The sequence below is a fragment of the Pseudomonas sp. PA-4-8C genome, assembly GCF_021606625.1.
GTDB lineage: Bacteria > Pseudomonadota > Gammaproteobacteria > Pseudomonadales > Pseudomonadaceae > Aquipseudomonas > Aquipseudomonas lactis.
The window spans coordinates 1-22,632 of record NZ_WKCD01000069.1 but is presented as its reverse complement, the minus strand read 5'-3'; the positions used below and the strand labels follow the sequence as shown (position 1 = coordinate 22,632).

Genomic DNA, 22,632 nt, shown 5'->3' with positions numbered 1-22,632 from the left:
CCGGGGCGCCCACGGCGCAGGGCAGGGCGGGGGAGAGCGAGGCAGACCCGGGTCAAACACAGCGGAGACAGGGGGCGTGGACAAGCCATAACCGACCCGCAGCGACGCCAGGCCGTAAGCCTTGGAGAACGTACGCGACACCAGCAGGTTCGGGTAGGCCGCGAGGAAATCCAGGCCGTCGGGCAGGTCGCTGCCTTCGGCGTACTCGATGTAGGCTTCGTCCAGCACGACCAGCACGTGCTCCGGCACATCCTGCAGGAATTCGTTCAGTGCCTGCTCGTCAAACCAGGTGCCGGTCGGGTTGTTCGGGTTGGCGATAAACACCACGCGAGTCTGGGCATCGATGGCCGCCAGCATCGCCGGCAGGTCGTGCCCCCAATCCTTGGCAGGAATCACGCGTGCATCCGCCCCCACCGCCTGGGTTACGATCGGGTAGACCGCAAACGCGTGTTCGCTGAACACCGCGTTCAAACCTGGCGCCAGGTAGGCACGGCCAACCAGTTCAAGGATGTCGTTGGAGCCGTTACCCAAGGTCACTTGATTCAGCTCGACCCGGCACTTGTCCGCCAGCAAAGACTTGAGCGCAAAGCCGTTGCCATCGGGATAGCGGGTCAGCTCGGCCAGCTCTTCACGAATCGCTGCCAACACTTTAGGGCTCGGCCCCAGCGGGTTTTCGTTACTCGCCAGCTTGACGATCTTGGACGGGTCCAGATTCAACTCACGGGCCAACTCGTCCACAGGCTTGCCTGGAACGTAAGGCGAGAGTTGTTGCACGCCCGGCTGCGCCAGGGCGAGGAAGTTGCCACTCATGTCAAAGCCTCACAAAACCGCTTTCGGGTAAGAGCCCAGCACCTTGAGTGCCACGGCTTCCTGACTGATCTTCTCCAGCACGCCCTTGACCAGCGGGTCGCGGTGATGGCCGATGAAGTCGATAAAGAACACGTAGGTCCACTTACCGCTGCGCGAAGGGCGAGTCTCGATGCGCGTCAGGTCAATCCCGTTATCGTGGAACGGCACCAGCAGCTCATGCAGCGCGCCGGGCTTGTTGCTCATGGAGACGATGATCGAGGTCTTGTCGTCGCCAGTGGGCGGCACTTCCTGGCTGCCGATCATCAAAAAGCGCGTGGAGTTGTCCGGGCGGTCTTCGATTTTCTCGGCCAGGCGCGTCAGGCCGTACAGGCCCGCGGCCATATCGCCGGCAATCGCCGCCGAATTCCACTCCCCCTTGACCCGCTTGGCCGCCTCAGCATTGCTGGACACCGCCACGCGCTCGACATTCGGGTAATGGGCGTCCAGCCACTTGCGGCACTGGGCCAGGGACTGGGCGTGGGAATAGATACGGCTGATGCTGTCGGTCTTGGTGTTTTCACCCACCAGCAGGTGGTGGTGGATACGCAACTCCACCTCACCGCAGATCACCATGTCGTGTTCGAGGAAGCTGTCCAGCGTGTGGTTGACCGCGCCTTCGGTGGAGTTTTCCACCGGCACCACGCCAAAATTCACCGCACCGGCCGCGACTTCACGGAAGACTTCATCGATAGCCGCCATCGGCTTGCTGATCACCGCATGGCCGAAGTGCTTCATCGCCGCTGCCTGGGTGAAGGTGCCTTCAGGGCCGAGGTAAGCCACTTTCAGCGGCTGCTCCAGCGCCAGGCACGACGACATGATTTCACGGAACAACCGCGCCATCTCTTCGTTGCCCAGCGGCCCCTTGTTGCGCTCCATCACACGCTTGAGCACCTGGGCTTCACGCTCGGGGCGGTAGAACACCGGCACTTCGCCTTCGGCGAGGGATGCCATCTTTACCCGGGCCACTTCCTGGGCGCAGCGCGCACGCTCACTGATCAGCTCCAGGACTTTCTCGTCCAGGCTGTCAATGCGTACGCGCAGGGCCTTGAGTTCTTGCTCAGACATTAGCCGTGTTCCTTCTCGAACTCTGCCATGTAGGCAACCAGCGCATTGATGGCGTGGATGTCGACGGCGTTATAAATGGAGGCGCGCATGCCGCCCACCGAGCGGTGGCCCTTGAGGTTCAGCAGGCCGCGCGCGTCGGCGCCGGCCAGGAACGGCTTGTCCAGACGGTCGTCAGCCAGGCGGAACGGCACGTTCATCCACGAGCGGTCGGTGAGGTTGATCGGGTTGCTGTACAGGCCGCTGGCGTCGATGAAGTCGTACAGGACGCGCTTCTTCTCTTCGTTGAGCTTGCCCATGGCCGCGACACCGCCCTGCTCCTTGAGCCATTCGAACACCAGGCCCGACAGGTACCAGGCAAACGCCGGCGGGGTGTTGTACATCGAGCCGTTATCGGCCGCGACCTTGTAGTTGAGCATCGTCGGGCACAGCGAACGGGCACGGCCCAGCAGGTCTTCGCGGATGATATTGACCAGGATGCCGCTCGGGCCGATGTTCTTCTGCGCGCCGGCGTAGATCATGCCGTATTTGGACACGTCGATCGGGCGCGAGAGGATGTCCGAGGACATGTCGCACACCAGTGGCACGTCACCGACTTCAGGTACCCAGTCAAATTCCAGGCCGCCGATGGTTTCGTTCGCGACGTAGTGCACGTAGGCCGCATCCTTGGACAGCTTCCACTCGTTCTGACCGGGAATGGCGAAGTAATCGTAGGGTTTGGCGGTGCCTGCCACGTTGACATGGCCGTAGCGCGAGGCTTCTTCAATGGCCTTCTGCCCCCAGATACCGGTGTCGATATAGTCGGCAGTGCCGCCTTCGGGGAGCAGGTTCAGCGGCAACTGGGCGAACTGCTGGCTCGCACCACCTTGCAGGAACAGCACTTTGTAATTGGATGGGATGCCCAGCAAGTCGCGCAGGTCCTGCTCGGCCTTGTTGGCGATGGACACGAACTCATCGCTGCGATGGCTCATTTCCATCACGGAGAGGCCTTTTCCATGCCAGTCGAGGAGTTCACCCTGCGCACGCTGCAGGACTGCTTCAGGAAGCGCCGCGGGACCGGCACAGAAGTTATAGGCTCTCTTGCTCACATCCAATCTCACTCTGATCTGGTGGGGCTGCAATCATGTCAGCAACGCCCTCGTTCCGGAGCGGACATCTGTGGGAGCTGGCTTGCCTGCGATAGCAGCGCCGCGGTATCACTGAATGACCGAGGCGCCTGTATCGCAGGCAAGCCAGCTCCCACATGGACCGCGTCCAGGCAAAGGGCGCTGTATTTCATACGGGACAAACAACAAGGGGGCGAATCTTCATCCGCCCCCTGTGTGTCCGCTTATTCCTGCGGTTCTTCTTCGTCTGCGGCAGCGTCGAGGGTTGGCTCGTCAACGTTGTCATCGCCGGCTGCGATCACCTCGCCTTCAAATTCCTCACCTTCGAGCTCTTCACCTTCGACTTCCGAAGGCTCCTGCACACGCTCCAGGCCGACCAGTTTTTCGTCCTTGGCCAGCTTGATCAGGGTCACGCCCTGGGTGTTACGGCCCAGGCTCGACACTTCCGCCACACGGGTACGCACCAGGGTGCCCTGGTCGGAAATCAGCATGATCTCCTCGCCGTCGAGCACCTGCACCGCGCCGACCAGACGGCCGTTGCGGTCGTTGCTGACCATGGCGATCACGCCCTGGCCGCCACGCTTGTACTCCGGGAACTCACTGATGGCGGTGCGCTTGCCATAACCACGCTCGGAAGCGGTGAGGATCTGGCTGCCTTCTTCCGGGATCAGCATCGAAATCAGCTTCTGCCCCTCTGGCAGGCGCATGCCGCGTACACCGCGGGCGGTACGGCCCATGGCACGCACGTCGGATTCCTTGAAGCGGGTGACCTTGCCGCCATCGGAGAACAGCATGACTTCACGTTCGCCATCGGTAATGGCGGCAGAAATCAGTACGTCGCCCTCATCCAGCTCCAGGGCGATCAAGCCCACGCTGCGTTGACGACTGAAGGATTCCAGCGGGGTCTTCTTCACGGTGCCTTTGGCGGTGGCCATGAAGATGAAGTGACCTTCGGTGTATTCCTCGACCGGCAGCATGGTGGTGATGTACTCATCACTGTCCAGCGGCAGCAGGTTGACCAACGGACGACCACGGGCAGCGCGGGAGGCCTCCGGGATTTCGTAGGTCTTGAGCCAGTACACCTTGCCTTTGCTGGAGAACAGCAGCAGCGTGGTGTGGCTGTTGGCGACCAGCAGGTGAGCGATGTAGTCCTCATCCTTCACGCCGGTAGCCGATTTACCTTTACCGCCACGACGCTGGGCCTGGTACGCAGCCAATGGCTGGGTCTTGGCATAGCCGCCGTGGGAGATGGTCACCACGCGCTCTTCTTCCGGGATCATGTCACCCAGGGTCAGGTCCAGGCGCGCATCGAGGATTTCGGTGCGGCGCACGTCGCCGTATTCGGCGCGGATCACTTCCAGTTCTTCGCGGATCACTTCCATCAGGCGCACGGCGCTGCTGAGGATGCGGATCAACTCGCCGATCTGGTTGAGGATCTCCTGGTACTCGGCCAGCAGCTTCTCGTGCTCAAGGCCGGTGAGGCGGTGCAGACGCAGCTCCAGGATGGCCTGGGCCTGTTCTGGCGACAGGAAGTACTTGCCTTCACGCAGACCGTATTGCGGGTCCAGGGTCTCCGGGCGGCACGAATCGGCGCCAGCGCGCTCAACCATCGCGACCACGGCGCTGGATTCCCAAGGCGTGCTGATCAGCGCTTCCTTGGCTTCCGACGGGGTTGGCGAGGCCTTGATCAGGGCGATCACCGGGTCGATGTTCGACAGCGCAACCGCCTGGCCTTCCAGGATATGGCCGCGCTCGCGGGCCTTGCGCAGTTCGAACACGGTACGGCGGGTAACCACTTCGCGACGGTGACGCACGAAGGCTTCCAGCAGGTCCTTGAGGTTCAGGATGCGCGGGCGGCCATCGATCAGGGCAACCACGTTGATACCAAACACGCTTTGCAGCTGGGTCTGGGCGTAGAGGTTGTTGAGGATCACCTCAGGCACTTCGCCACGGCGCAGCTCGATTACCACGCGCATACCGTCTTTGTCGGACTCGTCGCGCAGCTCGGTGATGCCTTCCAGCTTCTTCTCTTTAACCAGCTCGGCGATCTTCTCGATCAGGCGCGCCTTGTTCAGCTGGTACGGGAGTTCGGTGATGACGATCTGCTGGCGGCCACCGACCTTGTCGATGTCTTCGATCATCGAGCGGGCACGCATGTAAATGCGCCCGCGACCGGTGCGGTAGGCTTCGATGATGCCGGCGCGACCGTTGATGATCGCCGCGGTCGGGAAGTCCGGGCCGGGGATGTACTGCATCAGCTCATCGACGGTCAGCTCAGGGTTGTCGATAAGGGCCAGGCAACCGTCGATGACTTCACCGAGGTTGTGCGGCGGGATGTTAGTGGCCATGCCCACGGCGATACCGCTGGAACCGTTGACCAGCAGGTTGGGAATACGGGTTGGCATGACCGCCGGGATCATTTCGGTGCCGTCGTAGTTCGGCACCCAGTCCACGGTTTCTTTGTGCAGGTCGGCCAGCAGCTCGTGCGCCAGCTTGGTCATGCGCACTTCGGTGTATCGCATGGCCGCGGCGTTGTCGCCGTCCACCGAACCGAAGTTACCCTGGCCGTCTACCAGCAGGTAGCGCAGGGAAAACGGCTGTGCCATCCGAACGATGGTGTCGTACACCGCAGTGTCGCCGTGAGGGTGATACTTACCGATCACGTCACCGACAACACGGGCAGATTTCTTGTACGGCTTGTTCCAGTCGTTACCCAGCTCGCTCATCGCGAACAGCACACGCCGGTGCACGGGCTTCAAGCCATCGCGCGCATCAGGCAGTGCCCGACCGACAATTACGCTCATCGCGTAGTCGAGGTAGGACTGTTTCAGCTCGTCTTCGATATTGACCGGGAGGATTTCTTTGGCCAGTTCGCCCATGAGAAGCCTGATTCCTTTTTCGGGTGAAACCTCGTCACATCCATTCGGGACGAACGAAGCTCGCCGCTGCCGGCACGGTGCCTGACAACGACTTACGACAAATCAACGAGTTATGACACGGATCTGCACGTTATAGGCCACCCCTCGGGGCAGCCCTGGAAACCGCCGGATGTTATCACAATCGCCGCCACGCACCTATCCCCCTGATGCGCATGGAGGCTAGTAATTTGACGGATGACAGGCTTGAAGGGGACGAGAGGGGCTCAGAGGCGCGGTGGTGCTTTTTTTTGAGGGTGGAATGCAGACGTTTTGTTGACATCAAGCTCCATTCGCGAGCAAGCCCGCTCCCACCTTTGATTTGTGAACACCGTTAAATGTGGGAGCTGGCTTGCCTGCGATAGCGCCCCCACAAGCGCCCACACACTCAATGCAGGCGCTTGCGGCACATCAACTTGGCCAACTTGGCCACATCCGGCCGCTCCACCACGCCCTTTTCAGTCACGATCACATCAATCAGATCGGCAGGCGTCACATCAAACACAGGGTTAAACGCCGCGACATCCAACCGCTGCCCATCCACCTCAAGCAACTCACCCATATCGCGCTGCTCCAGCGCAACATCCTCCCCCGTAGCCATCATCAAATCCAGGGTCGAACTCGACGCCACCACCATAAAGCGCACGCCATGGTGCATGGCACACACGGCCAACTGATAAGTGCCGATCTTACTGATCACATCGCCATTGGCCGCAATACAGTCAGCCCCCACCACCACCCAGGTCACGCCTTTGGTCTTGAGGATATGCGCCCCGGCGGAGTCGGCATTCACCGCCACCGGGATGCCCTGGCCCGCCAACTCCCACGCTGTAAGACGGGAGCCTTGCAGCCAGGGGCGGGTTTCATTGACATAGACCTGCTCGACCAGCCCCTCCAGATACGCGGCATGAATCACCCCGAGGGCTGTGCCAACGCCGCCGGAGGCCAACGCCCCGGCGTTGCCATGGGTGAGGATCGCCTGGGCATTGCCCTGGTGCTTGCGAATCCGCTCCATGCCCAACTGGGCCATGACCACATTGGCCTCCCGGTCGCTTTCATGGATCGCCACGGCTTCGGCTTCCAGCACCACCAGCGGGTCGGCGTGCTGTTTGAGGCGGTCCAGGCGGTCGCGCATGCGCTGCAAGGCCCAGAACAAATTCGATGCGGTCGGTCGGGTATGAGCCAGCAAGGCGTAGTCTTCTTCCCATGCGGCCTGCCAGTCACCGCCCTCGGCGATGCGCTCACGGGCGGCCAGCACCAAGCCATAGGCGGCGCAGATGCCGATGGCCGGTGCACCCCGCACCACCATGGTGCGAATGGCGTCGGCCACTGCTTCAACGGTAACGCAGGCTACCCAGCTCTCATGGGACGGCAAAACACGCTGATCGAGCAGGTGCAGCGCGCCATCACGCCATTGGATGGCCTTCACTTTCTCTGCAGCCAACAGTCGGTCGCGCATCCCTTACCCCGCACTCATGAACAAAAGCCGCCGATTATAGCGATCCGCCAGCCAGGGCGCTCGGGTATACTTCGCCCTTCTTTTATAGCTGCCTGGGAAGAAGCCTGCGATGACCTCCACTGCCGCCCCGCTCGACTTGTTGCTGCTGCCGACCTGGCTGGTACCCGTCGAGCCCGCTGGCGTGGTGCTCAAGGAGCATGGCCTGGGCATTCGCGATGGCTGCATTGCCTTTATCGGGCCACGGGACGCGGCGTTGAAGCTGGCGGCGCGCGAGGTGCGCGAACTGCCCGGTATGCTGCTCAGCCCTGGCCTGGTCAATGCCCACGGCCATGCCGCCATGACTCTGTTCCGCGGCCTGGCCGACGATTTGCCGCTGATGACCTGGCTGGAAAAACATATCTGGCCGGCTGAAGCCAAGTGGGTCGATGAAGCGTTTGTGCGCGACGGCACCAACCTGGCCATTGCCGAGCAGATCAAGGGCGGCATCACCTGCTTCTCGGACATGTATTTCTACCCCAAGGTCGCCAGTGACTGCGTGCACAACAGCGGTATGCGTGCGCAGATCGCGTTGCCGATCCTCGACTTCCCGATCCCCGGCGCCAGCAGTGCCGACGAGGCGATTCGCCAGGGTATCGAGCTGTTCGGCGACCTCAAGCACCACCCGCGCATCAAGATCACCTTCGGCCCTCACGCGCCCTACACCGTGTGCGATGCCAACCTGGAAAAGATCCGGGTAATCGCCGAAGAGCTGGACGCCGTGATCCATATGCACGTTCACGAAACCGCCTTCGAAGTGCAGCAAGCCGTCGAGCAGACCGGCGAGCGGCCATTGGCGCGCCTGGCTCGCCTTGGCCTGCTGGGCCCGCGTTTTCAGGCCGTGCACATGACCCAAATCAGCGAAGACGACTTGGCTTTACTGGTAGAAAGCAACACCAGCGTAATCCATTGCCCGGAATCGAACCTGAAACTGGCCAGCGGCTTTTGCCCGGTAGAGCGCTTGTGGCAGGCTGGCGTCAACGTGGCCATCGGCACCGACGGCGCCGCCAGCAACAATGACCTGGATCTGCTTGGCGAAACCCGCACGGCGGCGATGCTGGCCAAGGCCGTGGCCGGTTCGGCCACTGCGCTGGATGCCCACCGCGCCTTGCGCATGGCCACACTCAACGGCGCCAGGGCGATGGGCCTGGACAGCCAGATTGGCTCCCTGGAAGTCGGCAAGGCGGCAGACATCGTCGCTTTTGATCTTTCCGGGCTGGCGCAACAACCGATCTACGATCCGGTCTCACAGCTTATATATGCCACCGGGCGCGATTGCGTGAAACACCTTTGGGTTGCCGGCAAGCCATTGCTCGACGACCGGCAATTGACCCGCATGGATGAACAACAGTTGACCGCCACGGCCATTGCCTGGGGCCAACGCATCAGCGGGCACAGCGAATAACGACGCGGCTGAAGCCTTGGGTTCAGCCGCGACACACCGACTTATCAGATTCAGAGGATTCACCATGAGCAACGTCGACCACGCCGAAATCGCCAAGTTTGAAGCCCTGGCCCACCGCTGGTGGGACCGTGAGAGCGAATTCAAACCCCTGCACGACATCAACCCACTGCGGGTCAACTGGATTGACGAGCGCGTCAACCTGGCCGGCAAGAAGGTGCTGGACGTCGGTTGCGGCGGCGGCATTCTCAGCGAAGCCATGGCCCAGCGCGGCGCCACCGTCATGGGCATCGACATGGGCGAAGCGCCGCTGGCCGTAGCCCAGTTGCACCAGCTTGAATCCGGCGTGAGCGTGGAGTACCGCCAGATCACCGCCGAAGCCCTGGCCGAGGAAATGCCCGAGCAGTTCGACGTGGTCACCTGCCTGGAAATGCTCGAACACGTGCCAGACCCGTCCTCGGTGATCCGTGCGTGCTTTCGTATGGTCAAGCCCGGCGGCCAGGTGTTCTTCTCCACCATCAACCGCAACCCCAAGGCTTACCTGTTCGCGATCATCGGCGCCGAATACATCATGAAGCTGCTGCCGCGCGGCACCCATGATTTCAAGAAATTCATCCGCCCTTCCGAGCTGGGTGCGTGGAGCCGCCAGGCCGGGCTGACCGTCAAGGACATCATCGGCCTGACCTACAACCCGCTGACCAAGCACTACAAGCTGGCCAACGATGTTGACGTCAACTACATGATCCAGACCCTGCGCGAGGAGTAAGCCTGTGAAGTTGCGAGCGGTTCTCTTCGACATGGACGGTACCCTGCTGGATACCGCGCCGGACTTTATCGCCATCTGCCAGGCCATGCGCGCCGACCGAGGCCTGGAACCGATCAACCCGCAGCACATCCGCGATGAAATCTCCGGCGGTGCCCGGGCGATGGTTGCCGTGACCTTCTCGATGGACCCCGAGTCGCCGGGCTTTGAGGAACTGCGCCAGGAATTCCTGGAGCGTTACCTCAAAGATTGCGCAGTGCACAGCAAACTGTTCGACGGCATGGCCGAGCTGCTGGAAGACATCGAGAAAGCCAAGCTGATCTGGGGCGTGGTCACCAACAAGCCGGTGCGCTTTGCCGAACCGATCATGCAGCGTCTGGGCCTGGCCGAGCGTTCGGCCGTGCTGATTTGCCCGGACCATGTGAAAAACAGCAAGCCGGACCCGGAGCCGATGATCCTGGCGTGCAAAATGCTCGACCTGGACCCGGCCAGCGTGCTGTTCGTGGGCGATGACCTGCGCGACATCGAATCCGGCCGCGACGCCGGTACGCGCACCGCGGCGGTCACCTATGGCTATATCCACCCGGATGACAACCCACGCCACTGGGGCGCGGATGTGGTGGTGGATCACCCATTGGAATTGCGCAAGGTGCTGGATAACGCGCTGTGCAGTTGCTGATTGTTCGAATATCTCAACAACGCTGAGATCAATGTGGGAGCTGGCTTGCCTGCGATAGCGGTCTGCCAGCCTGCACATTTGGCGGCACGTAGTCCGCCATCGCAGGCAAGCCAGCTCCCACAGGAAATGGATTCCACTTCAAGTGGTGTATCACCTTGAAATTTGTCGAGGCTATTTATGTTTGATTATTCTGCCCCTCCAGAACTGCTCAAAGGCCGGATCATCCTGGTGACCGGCGCCGGTCGCGGGATTGGCGCGGCAGCGGCGAAGACCTATGCCGCCCATGGTGCTACCGTGCTGTTGCTGGGCAAGACCGAAGCCAACCTGGCCCAGGTGTATGACGAGATCGAAGCCGCCGGCCACCCGCAGCCGGTGGTGATCCCGTTCAACCTGGAGACCGCCCTGCCCCATCAATACGATGAGCTGGCCGCGATGATCGAAAAGGCATTCGGCCACCTCGACGGCCTGTTGCACAACGCCTCGATCATCGGCCCGCGCACGCCCATCGAGCAGTTGTCCGGCGAGAACTTCATGCGGGTGATGCATGTGAACGTCAACGCGATGTTTATGCTGACCAGCACGTTGCTGCCGTTGCTCAAGCTGTCCCAGGATGCGTCGGTGGTGTTCACCTCCAGCAGCGTCGGGCGTAAGGGCCGTGCTTATTGGGGTGCCTATGGCGTGTCCAAGTTCGCCACCGAGGGGCTGATGCAAACCCTCGCCGATGAGCTGGAAGACGTGGCCGCAGTGCGCGCCAACAGCATCAACCCGGGCGGCACCCGCACCAGCATGCGCGCCCAGGCGTACCCAGGGGAAAACCCGATGGAAAGGCCAGCACCGGAAGAGATCATGCCGGTGTACCTGTACCTCATGGGGCCCGACAGTGCCGGCATCAATGGCCAGGCCTTCGATGCGCAGTAAGCCCTGACACACCGCAAAACAAAGGTGGGAGCTGGCTTGCCTGCGATAGCGGTGGTGAATGTTCCATCGCCATCGCAGGCAAGCCAGCTCCCACATTGCTTTGTGGTGTACTCAAATACTCAGTTTTTGACCACTTCCTCCAAGGTGAAACGCCCCAACGGGTTCTGCAGGAAGTTGCTTACGTTCTTGCGTGAGATGTTGATGTACGGGCTGTAGTACAGGTCAATCCAGTTCACATCCTGTTTGGCCAGCTTCTGCAACTCCACATACATTTGCTCGCGCTTGGCCGGGTCTGCCTCGATCCGCGCGGCCGCCACCAAGGCCTTGACCTGGTCGTTCTTGTAGCGGGTCATGTAGTTCTGGTTGGTGTCGTGGCCCAGCACGAAGGTGGTTTTCTGGTCGGGGTCGAGGATGTCGTTGGTCCAGTACATCACCGAAATATCGTACTCACCGTCCACCAGCATCTGCCAGCTTTGGGTCGGGTCGACTTTTTGCAGGTTGGCGGTCACGCCGACCTTGGCTAGCTGGTCCTTGATGATTACCGCGATCTGCTCGTCGGCCTCGTTGCCAGCGTTGACCACGTAGTTGAGCTTCAAGTCCTGGGCACCCGCAGCGGCCAGCAGCTTCTTGGCTTCGGCCGGGTCGTACGGGCGTTGCAGGTTGTTGGCGTAGTGGTACAGCGAGCCCTTTGGAATGTAGGAATAAGCCACGGTGCCTTGACCGTAAGTGACGGCTTTGACCAGCGATTGCTTGTCGATCGCCATGTCCAGAGCCTGGCGCACTTGCGGCTTGGCCAACAGGCCGTGCTCGTGGTTGATCAACAGGTGATCTTCGCGGGTAGACGGGTCGGCGTGGATCACCACGTTCTGGTCTTTTTTCAGCTCTTCGACGCGGGAGAACGGCACGAAAATCGCCGTGTCGAGTTCGTTGCTCTGCACCATGCGCATGCGCGTGTTGTCATCGGTCACCGACACCCATTCCACGCCGTCCAGGCTCACGCTGCTGGCCTGCCAGAAATTCGGGTTTTTCTTCAGGATCACGCGGTCGCCCTTGCGCCACTCGTCCACGGTAAACGCGCCGGAAGTCACCGGGTTTTCCGAGTAGGCGTCTTCGCCCATCTTGGTCATGGCTTTTTCCGACAGGATCGACACCGTCGGCGACGCCAGTTGCGAAAGGAAGGCCACCGCCGGGGTTTTCAGGGTGACCACCAGGGTCTTGGCATCGCTGGCCGTGGCGGTGTTGATCAGGCTGAACGGGTCGCTCCACAAGGAGGCCTTGTTGTCGCGGATGCGCAGCAGGCTGAACGCGGCGTCGGCGGCGGTGATCGGCGAGCCGTCAGAGAACTTCGCCTCGCGCAGCTTGAAGGTGTAGGTCAGGCCATCCTTGGAAATGTCCCAGCTTTCGGCCAGGCCCGGTTCCATCTTGGTGCCCAGGTTATCCACGCGCACCAGGGTGTCGTAGACGTTGGCAAATACCCAGGTGTCGCGGTTTTGCGCGCTTTTGATCGGGTCGAAGGTGGTGCTGTCTTCACGGCAGCCGATGGTGAGCACACCGGCGGCCTGGGCCAGGCCGGCGGTCAGCGACCAGGCCGTGAGGGTAGCGGCGGCGAGCAATTTCAAGTGGCGCGAGTGCATATCACAACTCCTTGTTAATGAATGGCAGAGGGTCAAAGCAAAGGGTCTTCACGCACGCAACTGTACCGATGCTCGTGCAGGAAATGGGTGGGGGGCAATACCGAGGAACACTTGGCTTGCGCATACCGGCAACGCGGATGAAAGGCACAGCCTGTCGGCAGATTCAGCGGGCTCGGCGGTTCGCCGGGCAATGGCTGCGCGGGCAATGGCCGATGCGGATCGATCTCCGGGATGGCCTGGATCAGCGCGGCCGTATACGGGTGACGGGGCGTGGTAAACACCGCCTCCACCGGGCCTTCCTCGACGATCTTGCCCAGGTACATCACCGCCACGCGGTCGCACAGGCGTCGCACGATGGCCAGGTCATGGGCGATAAACAGGATCGCCAGGTTCATGCGTTGTTGCAGTTCCAGCAGCAGGTTGATGATCTGGCCCTGGATCGACACATCCAGCGCCGCCACGCATTCATCGGCAATGATCAGGCGCGGCTCCACCGCCAGCGCCCGGGCGATACCCACGCGCTGGCACTGGCCGCCACTGAGGGAGCCGGGCTTGCGTGAAGCCAGCTCAGGACGCAAGCCGAGCAGTTCGAGCAATTCATTCACACGATCAGGAATCTGCTGCGCCGCCACCTTACGCTGCACACGCAGTACCTCGGCGATGGTTTCGCCAATGCTGTGCCGTGGATTGAGCGCGGCGTAGGGGTCCTGGAAAATCATTGCGGTTTCATGCCGCAGCCGGGCAATGTCGATGGCACTGCCATGGGCCATGTCGACACCGTCGAACAACACCTGCCCGGCGCTGATCGGGTTGAGGTGCAGAATGGCCCGGCCCAGGGTGCTCTTGCCACTGCCGGACTCGCCCACCAAACCCAGGGTTTCACCGGCGGCGAGGTTCAGCGACACGCCGTTCACCGCCCTCACCCACTGGCGGTTGAGGCCGAACAGGCCGCTGCCGGACGCGGCAAAGCGCACCTCCAGATCCTTGATCTGCAATAGGCTCATGGACGCCCTCCCAACGGATAGTGACAGGCCACGCGTGCGCCTTGTGGCAGCAACTCGGTACACAGGGCGCCGGCCTGTGGGCAACGCGGGTGGAAGCGGCAGCCGTCGGGCAATGCATCGAGCAACGGCGGCTGGCCAGCAATGGTGCGCAACGACGCATGCCCGCTGCTGTGGGCCGGCTGGCAGTCGATCAGGCCTGCGGTGTACGGATGTTGCGGTTGGGCCAGCAACTCGTATTTGCTGCCGTGCTCGCACAGGCGCCCGGCGTACATCACGGCGATGGCATCGCAGGTTTGCGCCACTACGCCCAGGTCATGGGTGATCATGATGATCGACAGGCCACGCTGGTCGCGCAGGTCGAGCAACAACCGCAGGATTTGCGCCTGAACCGTCACATCCAGGGCCGTGGTCGGCTCGTCGGCGATCAGCACCTTCGGGTTGCAGCCCAGGGCTACGGCGATCATGGCGCGCTGGCGCATGCCACCGGAAAACTCATGGGGGTAGTTGTCGACCCGCGCCTGCGGGTCGGGAATCCCGACCTGACGCAACACCTCGATCGCCTGCACGCGCGCGTCTTTTTTCGACGCGCCTTGATGCAGGCGGATGCCCTCGGCGATCTGCTCACCGATGCGCATCAACGGGTCGAGGTGGCTGCTGGGGTTCTGGAACACCATGCCCAACTGCCCGCCGCGCACGGCGCGCATACCGGCATCATCCAGCGCCAGCAGGTCCTGGCCGGCCAACCGCACCGCGCCGCCCTGCACGCGCAGATTGGGCGACGGCAACAGACGCATCAGGCCACGACAAGCCATGGTCTTGCCCGAACCGCTCTCCCCCACCAAGCCAAGGATTTCACCTTCGGCCAGGTCGAACGACACCCTGTCCACCAAGGTGATATCACGCCCGGCATTGTTGGCGATCACACTGAGGTCGCGCACCTGCAACAGGCTCATGAGCGCTCCCCCAATACCTGCGCAACACCATCGGCCAACAGGCTGAAGCCCATGGCCAAGGTCACGATGGCCAGGCCCGGGAAGGTGCAGATCCACCAGGCGGTGGTGATAAAGGCTTGCCCCTCGGCCACCATCGTCCCCCATTCGGCGGTTGGCGGTTGCACCCCCAGGCCCAGGTAACTGACGGCGGCGCCGTTGAGCAGCACCAGCACCGCGTCAGACATGGAAAACACAATGGAGCCAAACAGCGCATTGGGCAGCAAATGCCGGAACAGAATGCGCCCATGGCCAAAGCCCAGGCTTTTGGCGGCCAGGGCAAACTCGCTTTCCTTGAGCACCAGGATCTGCGAGCGAATCAGGCGTGCGTACGACACCCAGCCCACCAGTGCCATGGCGATATAAAAACTCTGCAAGCCCGGCCCGAGGATGGCCATGATCGCCAGCATCAACACCAGGAACGGGAACGCCAGCACTACATCGATCACACGCATGCAGACACTGTCGAAACGCCCGCCGATATAACCCGAGACCGCGCCGATAAAGGTGCCGATGATGAACGGAAAGATCACCCCGATAATCGCCAACTGCAGGTCGATGCGCGCACCCCAGATCACCCTCGAGAGGATATCCCGGCCGTAATTGTCCGTACCCAACGGATGGGCAAGGCTGGGGGCGAGCAAACTGATGCTGGTGTCCTGCGCGATGGGGTCGTAGGGCGCGACCCACGGCGCAAACAGCGCCAGGGCCAACCACGCGAACAGGATCAACAAACCCCATGCGGCGGTCAGCCGGCCATTGCGAAAACCAAAGCGCAGGCGCAAGCGCCACGGGGCGATCAGGGGGCGACTGCTCATTGCATCTTCACCCGTGGGTCGAGGGCCACGGTTACCAGGTCGGCCAGGAAGTTGACTACCACCGTGGCACAGGCCAGCACCATCGCCACGCCCTGCACCACCATGTAGTCACGGGTGAAAATGCCGCGTACCAGCAACTGGCCGATGCCTGGAATCGCGAACAGGCTTTCGATGACCACCGTGCCGCTGATCAGCCAACCGATGTTGACCGCCAGCAGGTTGACCGCCGGCACTAGCGCGTTGGGCAGCACATGCCGGCGAAACACTGCGCCTTCAGGCAGCCCGCGCGCACGTGCGGCGGTGACATGGTCTGCCTGCAACTCCATCAACATGCTTGCCCGCAGGTTACGCACCAGCACCGCCGACAGCGCCAGGGCGATGGTCAGGCAGGGCAAGAGCATATGGTGCGCCTTGTCCAGCCAGGTGCGCCCGTAACCGGACACCGGGAACAAGCCCCATTTCACGCTGAGCAGCAGGATCAGCATCAACCCCAGCCAGAACGCCGGCATGCCCAGGCCGACCGTGGTGAACACGCGGATCAGCTTGTCCGCCCAACAGCCTTGCTGGCGCGCCGCAATCGTTGCCAGTGGCAGCGCTATCAACAAAGCCAGCACCACGCTGCCCAGCACCAGCACCAGGGTCGGCTCGATGCGGGTGACGATCAGTTTGAGGGCGTCGACCTTGTACAGCAGCGATTGGCCGAGGTCGCCCTTGAGCAGGTTTTTCAGGAAGTAAAAGTATTGCAGCCACAAGGGTTGGTCGAGGCCGAACTGGGCGCGGATCTTCAACAGCGCATCCGGCGTGCTGCGCGAACCCAGCAAGGCGCGCGCCGGGTCGCCAGGAATCGAGCGCACCAACACGAAGGTGATCAGGCTGATGCCCAGCAGCACCGGCAGCAATTGCAGGGGCCGGGACAACACAAAACGGTAGCGCGCCAGGTTCATGCGTCAGCCTCGGTGGCGAGCGAGAAAGTCCAGCAGCACCGGGAAGTACGCCTGCGGCTCCTCGTAAAACGGCATATGGCTGCTGTTGGGGAACACATGCAACTCGGCATGGAGTGCTGCAAGTTTCATGCGCATCGCACAGGCGGGGGTGAGTTCGTCGTGCTGGCCGGTGGTGATCAGGATCGGCATCGTGAACTCGGCCATTTCCTTGAGGCGGTTCCAGTCCTTGAGGTTGCCGATATAGAGGAACTCGTTGGGGCCTTGCATGGTTTCGTAAGGCCCCATGTTCCAGTCGCCCAGGGAGCGCTTGACCGGCTCCGGCCATTCGTCGAGCCGGCACACGTGGCGGTAGTTGAGCAAGGTGATGGCGGCCTGGTACTGCGGGTGGTCGAGGGTGCCCATGGCTTCGTGGCGTTGCATCATGGCCACGGTTTCGCTGCCCAGGGCGCCGCGCAGGCGCTCCAGTTCCTGGGACAGGTGGGGAATGTCGCCGACGGTGTTTTCCAGGATCAGGCTTTTGAGCGCACCGGGATAATGCACGGCATATTCGATGCCCAGCCAACCGCCCCAGGAATGCCCGAGCAAATGCACGCGGCCCAGGCCCAGCGCCTGGCGCACGGTCTCGACTTCTTCGACATAACGGCGGATTTCCCACAGTGCGGCATCGGTCGGTCTGGCTGATGCGCCTGTGCCAAGCTGGTCGAATGCAACCACTCGCAGGTTATGTGCTTTGAGCCAGCCATGGGCGTCACGCAGATAGTCACACGGCAGGCCCGGCCCGCCGTTGAGACACAGCAGCACCTCATCGCCTTCGCCAAAGCTGTAGACCACGAGGTTATGGCCGTCGACTTGCACGTTGTACTGCTGGTCGGGGGCAATTTCACGCCACATGCATACATTCCTTGTGTTGTATCGGCCTGGCGGGTAGCGGCCGTTTATCAGGTCAACACTACCGAGGATGCCGTGCGTCCATAACCTAGTATTTCTTATAGGTTTGGCCTGGCAGTCCTTCGCCGGGGCGTGGCATTCTACTTGCAGCAAGTGGAGATTCAAATGAATTCGGGAGCAGAACGGATGCTGGCCAAGCTGACCGCCTTCAATAATCGCCTCATACCGGGCAGGAGCCTGGATGAACAGATGGACAATACGTTTATCCTTGCCCAACAACTGGGCTTCGATGCCCTGGTGTATGACTACAGCCCGGTGCCCATCGACCTCAATGGCACACTGATCACCCCCTCGCTGTTGCAACTGCGCAACACACCGGCCGACTGGCACGCCTTATGGTGCAGCGAAGGGTTTTACCAGATCGACCCGGTGCAACACCTGGCACTGAGTTCGGTATCACCGTTTGTCTGGTCCTATGAGGCCAAGACCGAGACGGCCCTGCAAAAGATCATCGACCCCTGCCACGCCCCCGTTTCCTCCTACCTGCATGAACGCCAGCTGACCTGCGGCGTCAGTGTGCCGATTCATCTGCCCAAGGGCGGTTTTGCCTCGCTCACCGGCTTACGCACCGGCAAGGCGCGCACGGTATTGAAGGACGCCCAGCATACGCTGGCCGATTTCAGCCTGATTACCCATGCCCTCCAGGAAGCGGCGTACCCGCTGTTCAGCAAGGAGATGCGGGCTTATCCGCACATCCGCCTGACCAAGCGCGAGCGCGAATGCCTGAAATGGGCGGCTGAAGGCCTGACCGCCGCTGAAATCGCCACGCAATTGAGCCGCTCCCTGGCGGTGGTGACCCTGCACCTGGCCTCGGCGATGCACAAACTGGGGGCCAAAAACCGTGTTCAGGCGGTGGTTCGCGCCACCCATTATCGCTTGCTGGAAGGTTGAGCTTTGGGCAAAAACCTATCTGTTTTGCTAGTTACCTAAACTTTTTGTTCAGACTATCGTAACCCTGATCCTTTTTTTTCAGAGCAGGGTACGAAATGGAATTCATCGAAAAAGTTCGCGAAGGCTACGCGCCCTTTGGCGCCTATCAGACCTGGTATCGCGTCACGGGTGACCTGAGCACAGGCCGCACGCCCTTGGTGATCATCCATGGCGGCCCTGGTTGCACCCACGATTACGTCGACGCCTTCAAAGACGTCGCCGCCAGCGGCCATGCGGTCATCCACTACGACCAGTTGGGCAACGGCCGCTCCACGCACTTGCCGGAAAAAGACGCGTCGTTCTGGACCATCGGCCTGTTCCTCGACGAGTTGAACAACCTGCTGGACCACCTGCAAATCAGCGAGAACTACGCGATCCTCGGGCAATCCTGGGGCGGCATGCTCGGCAGCGAACACGCGATCTTGCAACCCAAGGGCCTGCGTGCGTTTATCCCTGCCAACTCGCCCACCTGCATGCGCACCTGGGTCAGCGAAGCCGACCGCCTGCGCAAGCTTTTGCCTGAAGGCGTGCACGAAACCCTGCTCAAGCACGAGCAGGCCGGCACCTACCAAGACCCGGAATACCTGGCGGCCTCACGGATTTTCTATGACCAGCATGTGTGCCGGGTCAACCCATGGCCCGAAGAAGTGGCACGCACCTTCGCCCAGGTGGATGCCGACCCGACGGTGTACCACGCCATGAGCGGCCCGACCGAATTCCACGTGATCGGCAGCTTGAAGGACTGGAACGTGATCGGTCGGCTGTCAGCGATCAAGGTGCCAACCCTGGTGATTTCCGGCCGGCACGACGAAGCCACACCGTTGGTGGTCAAGCCGTTCCTGGATGAGATAGAGAACGTGCGCTGGGCACTGTTTGAAGACTCCAGCCACATGCCCCACGTGGAAGAACGCCAGGCGTGCATGGGGACAGTGGTGAAGTTTCTGGATGAGGCGTGTTCGTTGCCGCACAAAGCCCTCAAGGCCGGCTGAAATCCGCCCTCTGTAGGAGCGAGCTTGCTCGCGAAAAACTCATCGACGCCGTGTTTATTCAGGAAGCACGCGTCATCGTTGACGTTTTTCGCGAGCAAGCTCGCTCCTACCTGTTTAAACCTCAGTGGTTTCGGGTTTTGCGGCTTTCTTTGAGGTATCTGCTACCAAGGGAATTTCCTTGCCCTCGGCATCAAACAGCTTCCCACCCCGGTAGTAATCACCGTCACGCAACGCAGCCACGTCGCGAAAGCACAAGCTGCGCTCAGTCCCCGCCACGAACACTGACTGCTGGTCGGAGTTGCCGGCGGTGAAGTGGTTGAACGCCAGGTTCAGCAGAATCGCCATGATCGCCGACGAACTGATGCCCGAGTGGAAGATGGTCGCGAACCAGCTTGGAAACTGATCGTAGAAGCTCGGCGCGGCGATAGGGATCATGCCGAAGCCGATGGACGTGGCAACGATGATCAGGTTCATGTTGTTGCGGTAATCCACCTTGGACAGCGTGCGAATCCCGCTGGCCGCCACCGTGCCGAACAACACAATCCCGGCGCCACCCAACACAGAGGTGGGCACGGCCGCGATCACCCGCCCCATAAATGGCAACAGGCCGAGCACCACCAGGAACACCCCGCCGGTGGCCACTACGAACCGGCTCTTGACCCCAGTCACCGCCACCAGGCCGACGTTCTGGGCGAATGCGCTCTGGGTGAACGAACCGAAGATCGGCGCGAACATGCTCGACAGCATGTCGGCACGCAAGCCGTTGCCCAGGCGCTTGGAGTCGACCTTGGTATCGATGATCTCGCCCACCGCCAGGATGTCCGCCGAGGTTTCCACCAGCGTCACCATCACCACGATGCACATGGAAATAATCGCCGCCACATGGAAGGTGGGCATGCCGAAGTGGAACGGCGCAGGGAAGCCGAACATCGGCCCCTGCATCACACCGGAGAAGTCCGCCATGCCGAGCAGCACCGCAATCACCGTGCCGATCACCATGGCTAGCAGGATCGACAGGCGAGAGATGGTTGCGCTGCCGATCTTGCTCAGCAGCAGCACCAGCACCAGGGTCAGCGCGGCCAGGCCGATGTTGGACATGCTGCCAAAATCCGCCGCCCGGCTGTTGCCGCCCATGGCCCAGCGCGCCGCCACGGGCATCAGGGTCAGGCCGATGGTGGTAATCACAATGCCCGTCACCAGCGGCGGGAAAAACTTGGTGATCCGTGAGAACACCGGGGTGATCAACAAACCGATAAAGGACGCGGCCATCACCGCGCCGAGAATCGCTGGCACACCACCGGCACCGTCGCTGCCGACAATCGCCACCATGGTCGCCACACCCGCGAACGACACGCCCTGCACCAGCGGCAACTGACAGCCGAAGAACGGCAGGCCCAGGGTTTGCAGCAGCGTGGCCAGGCCACCGGCAAACAGCGATGCCGCGATCAGCAGGCCGATATCCGCCGGCGACAACCCGGCGGCCTGGCCAACGATCAACGGCACGGCGACGATGCCGCCATACATGGTGAGCACATGCTGCAGGCCGTAAGCCATGTTGGCAGCGACGCCCAGATTTTCATCTTCGGGCCGCTGCGGTGACGCCTTCGGGATAGTCATGGTGAGGGGTTCTCTGTTTTTGTTGTGCGCTCACTGTATGCAATGTTCAGACTGTATGTCCATAGAGTTGTATACAATCAATCGAACAAGATACCCTCCAACGGCGTTACAAAAACAATCCGGCCGTCACGAGCCAGAACGCCAAAGGACAAAAAGAATGAAAAAGGCACTACAGGGCGCCACCGTCGCACTAACCCTTCTCGGCGGCGGGGAGGCTGTTGCGGTGGAGTGGATGAACAACAGCGTCGGGTTTCGCTACGGGCAGCACTTCACCAACCCCAACAACCCCGACGACTTCAGCAAGCGCATCTACAGCTTTACCCACGCCAGCGGCTACCGTTACGGCAGCAATTTCCTCAACCTCGATGTGTTCCTGTCCGACAGCAGCGACCCGCGCAAGGGCACCGACCACGGTGGCAGCGAGGTTTACGCCGTGTACCGGCATCAACTGTATGCCTCACGTGTGTTCGACCTGCCGCAGGGCACGGGGCTGATCAAGGATTACGCGCTGACCCTGGGCTTCGATGCCAACCGCAACAACAACTTCGCTTCCGCCAAGAAGCGCGCGCTGGTGATCGGCCCCACGTTGAAGTTCAATACTGCCGGCGTGCTGGACCTGAGCCTGATGTACTACAAGGAAAAGAACCACACCGGCATCCCCGGCGCGCAAGAGTCGAACCACACCTTCGACGCGACCTACATGCTCAACCTGACGTGGATGCGCCCGTTCGAAGTCGGCAACCATGCGGCGAAATTTCAGGGGTTCATTAACTACGTCGGAGAGAAAGGCGAGGATTACCATGGCCGCGATACGGCAGCGGAAGCGCTGATGCGTACAGCGCTGATGGTGGCGGTGCGACCGGGTAAAAGCGTCAAGCCGAACTTGTACCTGGGGGTGGGGTATGAGTACTGGCATAACAAATTCGGCGTGGACGGTGGGCGTGGCAGCCGCACCTCAACGCCGACGCTGAACATGGAAGTGACGTTCTAACTGAAGAAACGCAAAACAATGTGGGAGCTGGCTTGCCTGCGATAGCGGTCTGTCAGTTAGCCCATCTGGCACTGATACACCGCTATCGCAGGCAAGCCAGCTCCCACAGTTTGATCGTATCGTCAGCTCAGGCGTTGGCCAGTTCGGAAGCGTTGCCCTTCGGCCGTGCCAGCCAATACCCCAATACCGCCAACGGCGCCGTCGCCAGCATCACAATCACCGTAATCAACAGCGGTTGCTCGATCATCGACGACACCAACAGGCTGGCCAGGAAGCACAGGCCCAACTGCAGGGTATTTTGCAGAGCCGCCGCCTTGCCGGAATTTTCCGCAAAGGGCATCAGCGCATTTGCCACCACAATCGGGTAGCTGGCGCCGTTGCACAGCGCCATCAGGCAGAACGGGATCAACAAGGTGGTCAGGGTCGGCACACTCAAGGTGGCCACCAGGTACAACGCCACCATGCTCAAGCAATAGGCGACCAGCAACCACGGCAGCAGGGTTTTACCTGGCAGGCGCTGCAAGGCACTGCGGCAACTGTAGCCGCCGACGAGAAACGCCAGGGTCGGCAGTACATAGC

At 61.5% G+C, this 22,632-nt stretch carries 19 protein-coding genes and 1 pseudogene; 7 read left to right on the top strand and 13 right to left on the bottom strand.

All coding sequences use genetic code 11. From position 1 onward, the window contains the following. From GIW04_RS13440 to mtnA, 5 genes are all read right to left on the bottom strand, one after another. Positions 1-810 (bottom strand): pyridoxal phosphate-dependent aminotransferase (locus GIW04_RS13440; RefSeq protein WP_236479002.1); only part of this gene is annotated, 810 nt, incomplete at its 3' end. 9 nt (positions 811-819) lie between these two features. Next, positions 820-1,914 (bottom strand): prephenate dehydratase, encoded by a 1,095-nt coding sequence (pheA, locus tag GIW04_RS13435; protein WP_003172650.1) that lies wholly within the window; start codon positions 1,912-1,914, stop codon positions 820-822. Beyond that, on the bottom strand, positions 1,914-2,999 hold the full coding sequence (gene serC, locus GIW04_RS13430; protein WP_120247688.1) for a 3-phosphoserine/phosphohydroxythreonine transaminase: 1,086 nt from the start codon (positions 2,997-2,999) through the stop codon (positions 1,914-1,916). Before serC ends, pheA begins: the two co-directional genes overlap by 1 nt. 242 nt (positions 3,000-3,241) lie before the next feature. Continuing rightward, positions 3,242-5,896: a DNA gyrase subunit A gene (gene gyrA, locus GIW04_RS13425; RefSeq protein ID WP_003189765.1), complete on the bottom strand. Its 2,655-nt coding sequence runs from the start codon at positions 5,894-5,896 to the stop codon at positions 3,242-3,244. 424 nt (positions 5,897-6,320) lie between these two features. Next, entirely contained in the window at positions 6,321-7,391 is a 1,071-nt protein-coding gene (gene mtnA / locus GIW04_RS13420; RefSeq protein ID WP_120247687.1) for an S-methyl-5-thioribose-1-phosphate isomerase, read from the bottom strand. Positions 7,392-7,500: 109 nt separating this feature from the next. Between mtnA and GIW04_RS13415 the strand changes: the two genes are divergently transcribed. The 4 genes from GIW04_RS13415 to GIW04_RS13400 all read left to right on the top strand — a co-directional run bounded on the left by GIW04_RS13415 (position 7,501) and on the right by GIW04_RS13400 (position 11,189). After that, the gene (locus GIW04_RS13415; RefSeq protein WP_003189761.1) at positions 7,501-8,832 is read left to right on the top strand and encodes a TRZ/ATZ family hydrolase; all 1,332 of its coding nucleotides are present in this window, start codon (positions 7,501-7,503) and stop codon (positions 8,830-8,832) included. A gap of 64 nt (positions 8,833-8,896) precedes the next feature. Then, complete coding sequence (ubiG, locus tag GIW04_RS13410) at positions 8,897-9,595, top strand: bifunctional 2-polyprenyl-6-hydroxyphenol methylase/3-demethylubiquinol 3-O-methyltransferase UbiG (RefSeq protein ID WP_003189760.1); 699 nt, start codon at positions 8,897-8,899, stop codon at positions 9,593-9,595. 4 nt (positions 9,596-9,599) lie between these two features. Further along, complete coding sequence (gene mupP / locus GIW04_RS13405) at positions 9,600-10,271, top strand: N-acetylmuramic acid 6-phosphate phosphatase MupP (RefSeq protein WP_034135125.1); 672 nt, start codon at positions 9,600-9,602, stop codon at positions 10,269-10,271. A gap of 177 nt (positions 10,272-10,448) precedes the next feature. Further along, entirely contained in the window at positions 10,449-11,189 is a 741-nt protein-coding gene (locus tag GIW04_RS13400) for a YciK family oxidoreductase (RefSeq protein WP_014717613.1), read from the top strand. 119 nt (positions 11,190-11,308) lie between these two features. Here the strand turns inward: GIW04_RS13400 and GIW04_RS13395 are convergent, their stop codons facing one another. The 6 genes from GIW04_RS13395 to GIW04_RS13370 are packed head-to-tail and all read right to left on the bottom strand — an operon-like array spanning position 11,309 to position 17,469. Next, positions 11,309-12,823, bottom strand: a complete 1,515-nt coding sequence (locus GIW04_RS13395) for an ABC transporter substrate-binding protein (RefSeq protein ID WP_120247686.1) — start codon at positions 12,821-12,823, stop codon at positions 11,309-11,311. 32 nt (positions 12,824-12,855) lie between these two features. Beyond that, positions 12,856-13,827, bottom strand: a complete 972-nt coding sequence (locus GIW04_RS13390; protein ID WP_120247685.1) for an ABC transporter ATP-binding protein — start codon at positions 13,825-13,827, stop codon at positions 12,856-12,858. Then, positions 13,824-14,780 carry an ABC transporter ATP-binding protein gene (locus GIW04_RS13385; RefSeq protein ID WP_094774426.1) on the bottom strand — a complete coding sequence of 319 codons (957 nt, stop codon included), beginning with the start codon at positions 14,778-14,780 and terminating at the stop codon, positions 13,824-13,826. The genes GIW04_RS13390 and GIW04_RS13385 overlap by 4 nt, the downstream gene beginning before the upstream one ends. Beyond that, positions 14,777-15,634, bottom strand: a complete 858-nt coding sequence (locus GIW04_RS13380; protein ID WP_034135122.1) for an ABC transporter permease — start codon at positions 15,632-15,634, stop codon at positions 14,777-14,779. The genes GIW04_RS13385 and GIW04_RS13380 overlap by 4 nt, the downstream gene beginning before the upstream one ends. Then, on the bottom strand, positions 15,631-16,578 hold the full coding sequence (locus GIW04_RS13375) for an ABC transporter permease (protein WP_057710869.1): 948 nt from the start codon (positions 16,576-16,578) through the stop codon (positions 15,631-15,633). Before GIW04_RS13375 ends, GIW04_RS13380 begins: the two co-directional genes overlap by 4 nt. A gap of 3 nt (positions 16,579-16,581) precedes the next feature. Continuing rightward, entirely contained in the window at positions 16,582-17,469 is an 888-nt protein-coding gene (locus GIW04_RS13370; protein ID WP_057710868.1) for a proline iminopeptidase-family hydrolase, read from the bottom strand. A 183-nt stretch (positions 17,470-17,652) separates the two neighbouring features. On the opposite strand from GIW04_RS13370, the gene GIW04_RS13365 reads away from it, so the two are divergent. Together GIW04_RS13365 and GIW04_RS13360 are read left to right on the top strand one after the other, a co-directional pair. Then, positions 17,653-18,417, top strand: a complete 765-nt coding sequence (locus GIW04_RS13365) for a LuxR family transcriptional regulator (RefSeq protein WP_003189749.1) — start codon at positions 17,653-17,655, stop codon at positions 18,415-18,417. 95 nt (positions 18,418-18,512) lie between these two features. Then, a complete protein-coding gene (locus GIW04_RS13360; RefSeq protein WP_120247684.1) occupies positions 18,513-19,445 on the top strand; it encodes a proline iminopeptidase-family hydrolase in 933 nt (310 codons plus the stop codon). 114 nt (positions 19,446-19,559) lie between these two features. On the opposite strand, the gene GIW04_RS13355 is transcribed toward GIW04_RS13360, so the two are convergent. Continuing rightward, positions 19,560-21,062, bottom strand: coding sequence for a nucleobase:cation symporter-2 family protein (locus GIW04_RS13355; protein WP_003189745.1), 1,503 nt, complete (start codon positions 21,060-21,062; stop codon positions 19,560-19,562). Between the two features lie 157 nt (positions 21,063-21,219). Between GIW04_RS13355 and GIW04_RS13350 the strand changes: the two genes are divergently transcribed. Continuing rightward, positions 21,220-22,053, top strand: coding sequence for a nucleoside-binding protein (locus GIW04_RS13350; protein WP_120247683.1), 834 nt, complete (start codon positions 21,220-21,222; stop codon positions 22,051-22,053). 127 nt (positions 22,054-22,180) lie between these two features. Here the strand turns inward: GIW04_RS13350 and GIW04_RS13345 are convergent. Further along, a pseudogene (locus GIW04_RS13345) lies at positions 22,181-22,632 on the bottom strand (purine nucleoside transporter PunC); the annotation flags it as partial.

Excerpts from the sequence above, each read along its gene's own strand:
- pheA (WP_003172650.1), bottom strand. The coding sequence starts at position 1,914 with ATGTCTGAGCAAGAACTCAAGGCCCTGCGCGTACGCATTGACAGCCTG.
- gyrA (WP_003189765.1), bottom strand. The coding sequence starts at position 5,896 with ATGGGCGAACTGGCCAAAGAAATCCTCCCGGTCAATATCGAAGACGAG.
- mtnA (WP_120247687.1), bottom strand. The coding sequence starts at position 7,391 with ATGCGCGACCGACTGTTGGCTGCAGAGAAAGTGAAGGCCATCCAATGG.
- GIW04_RS13415 (WP_003189761.1), top strand. The coding sequence starts at position 7,501 with ATGACCTCCACTGCCGCCCCGCTCGACTTGTTGCTGCTGCCGACCTGG.
- ubiG (WP_003189760.1), top strand. The coding sequence starts at position 8,897 with ATGAGCAACGTCGACCACGCCGAAATCGCCAAGTTTGAAGCCCTGGCC.
- GIW04_RS13400 (WP_014717613.1), top strand. The coding sequence starts at position 10,449 with ATGTTTGATTATTCTGCCCCTCCAGAACTGCTCAAAGGCCGGATCATC.
- GIW04_RS13395 (WP_120247686.1), bottom strand. The coding sequence starts at position 12,823 with ATGCACTCGCGCCACTTGAAATTGCTCGCCGCCGCTACCCTCACGGCC.
- GIW04_RS13390 (WP_120247685.1), bottom strand. The coding sequence starts at position 13,827 with ATGAGCCTATTGCAGATCAAGGATCTGGAGGTGCGCTTTGCCGCGTCC.
- GIW04_RS13385 (WP_094774426.1), bottom strand. The coding sequence starts at position 14,780 with ATGAGCCTGTTGCAGGTGCGCGACCTCAGTGTGATCGCCAACAATGCC.
- GIW04_RS13380 (WP_034135122.1), bottom strand. The coding sequence starts at position 15,634 with ATGAGCAGTCGCCCCCTGATCGCCCCGTGGCGCTTGCGCCTGCGCTTT.
- GIW04_RS13375 (WP_057710869.1), bottom strand. The coding sequence starts at position 16,578 with ATGAACCTGGCGCGCTACCGTTTTGTGTTGTCCCGGCCCCTGCAATTG.
- GIW04_RS13370 (WP_057710868.1), bottom strand. The coding sequence starts at position 17,469 with ATGTGGCGTGAAATTGCCCCCGACCAGCAGTACAACGTGCAAGTCGAC.
- GIW04_RS13365 (WP_003189749.1), top strand. The coding sequence starts at position 17,653 with ATGCTGGCCAAGCTGACCGCCTTCAATAATCGCCTCATACCGGGCAGG.
- GIW04_RS13360 (WP_120247684.1), top strand. The coding sequence starts at position 18,513 with ATGGAATTCATCGAAAAAGTTCGCGAAGGCTACGCGCCCTTTGGCGCC.
- GIW04_RS13355 (WP_003189745.1), bottom strand. The coding sequence starts at position 21,062 with ATGACTATCCCGAAGGCGTCACCGCAGCGGCCCGAAGATGAAAATCTG.
- GIW04_RS13350 (WP_120247683.1), top strand. The coding sequence starts at position 21,220 with ATGAAAAAGGCACTACAGGGCGCCACCGTCGCACTAACCCTTCTCGGC.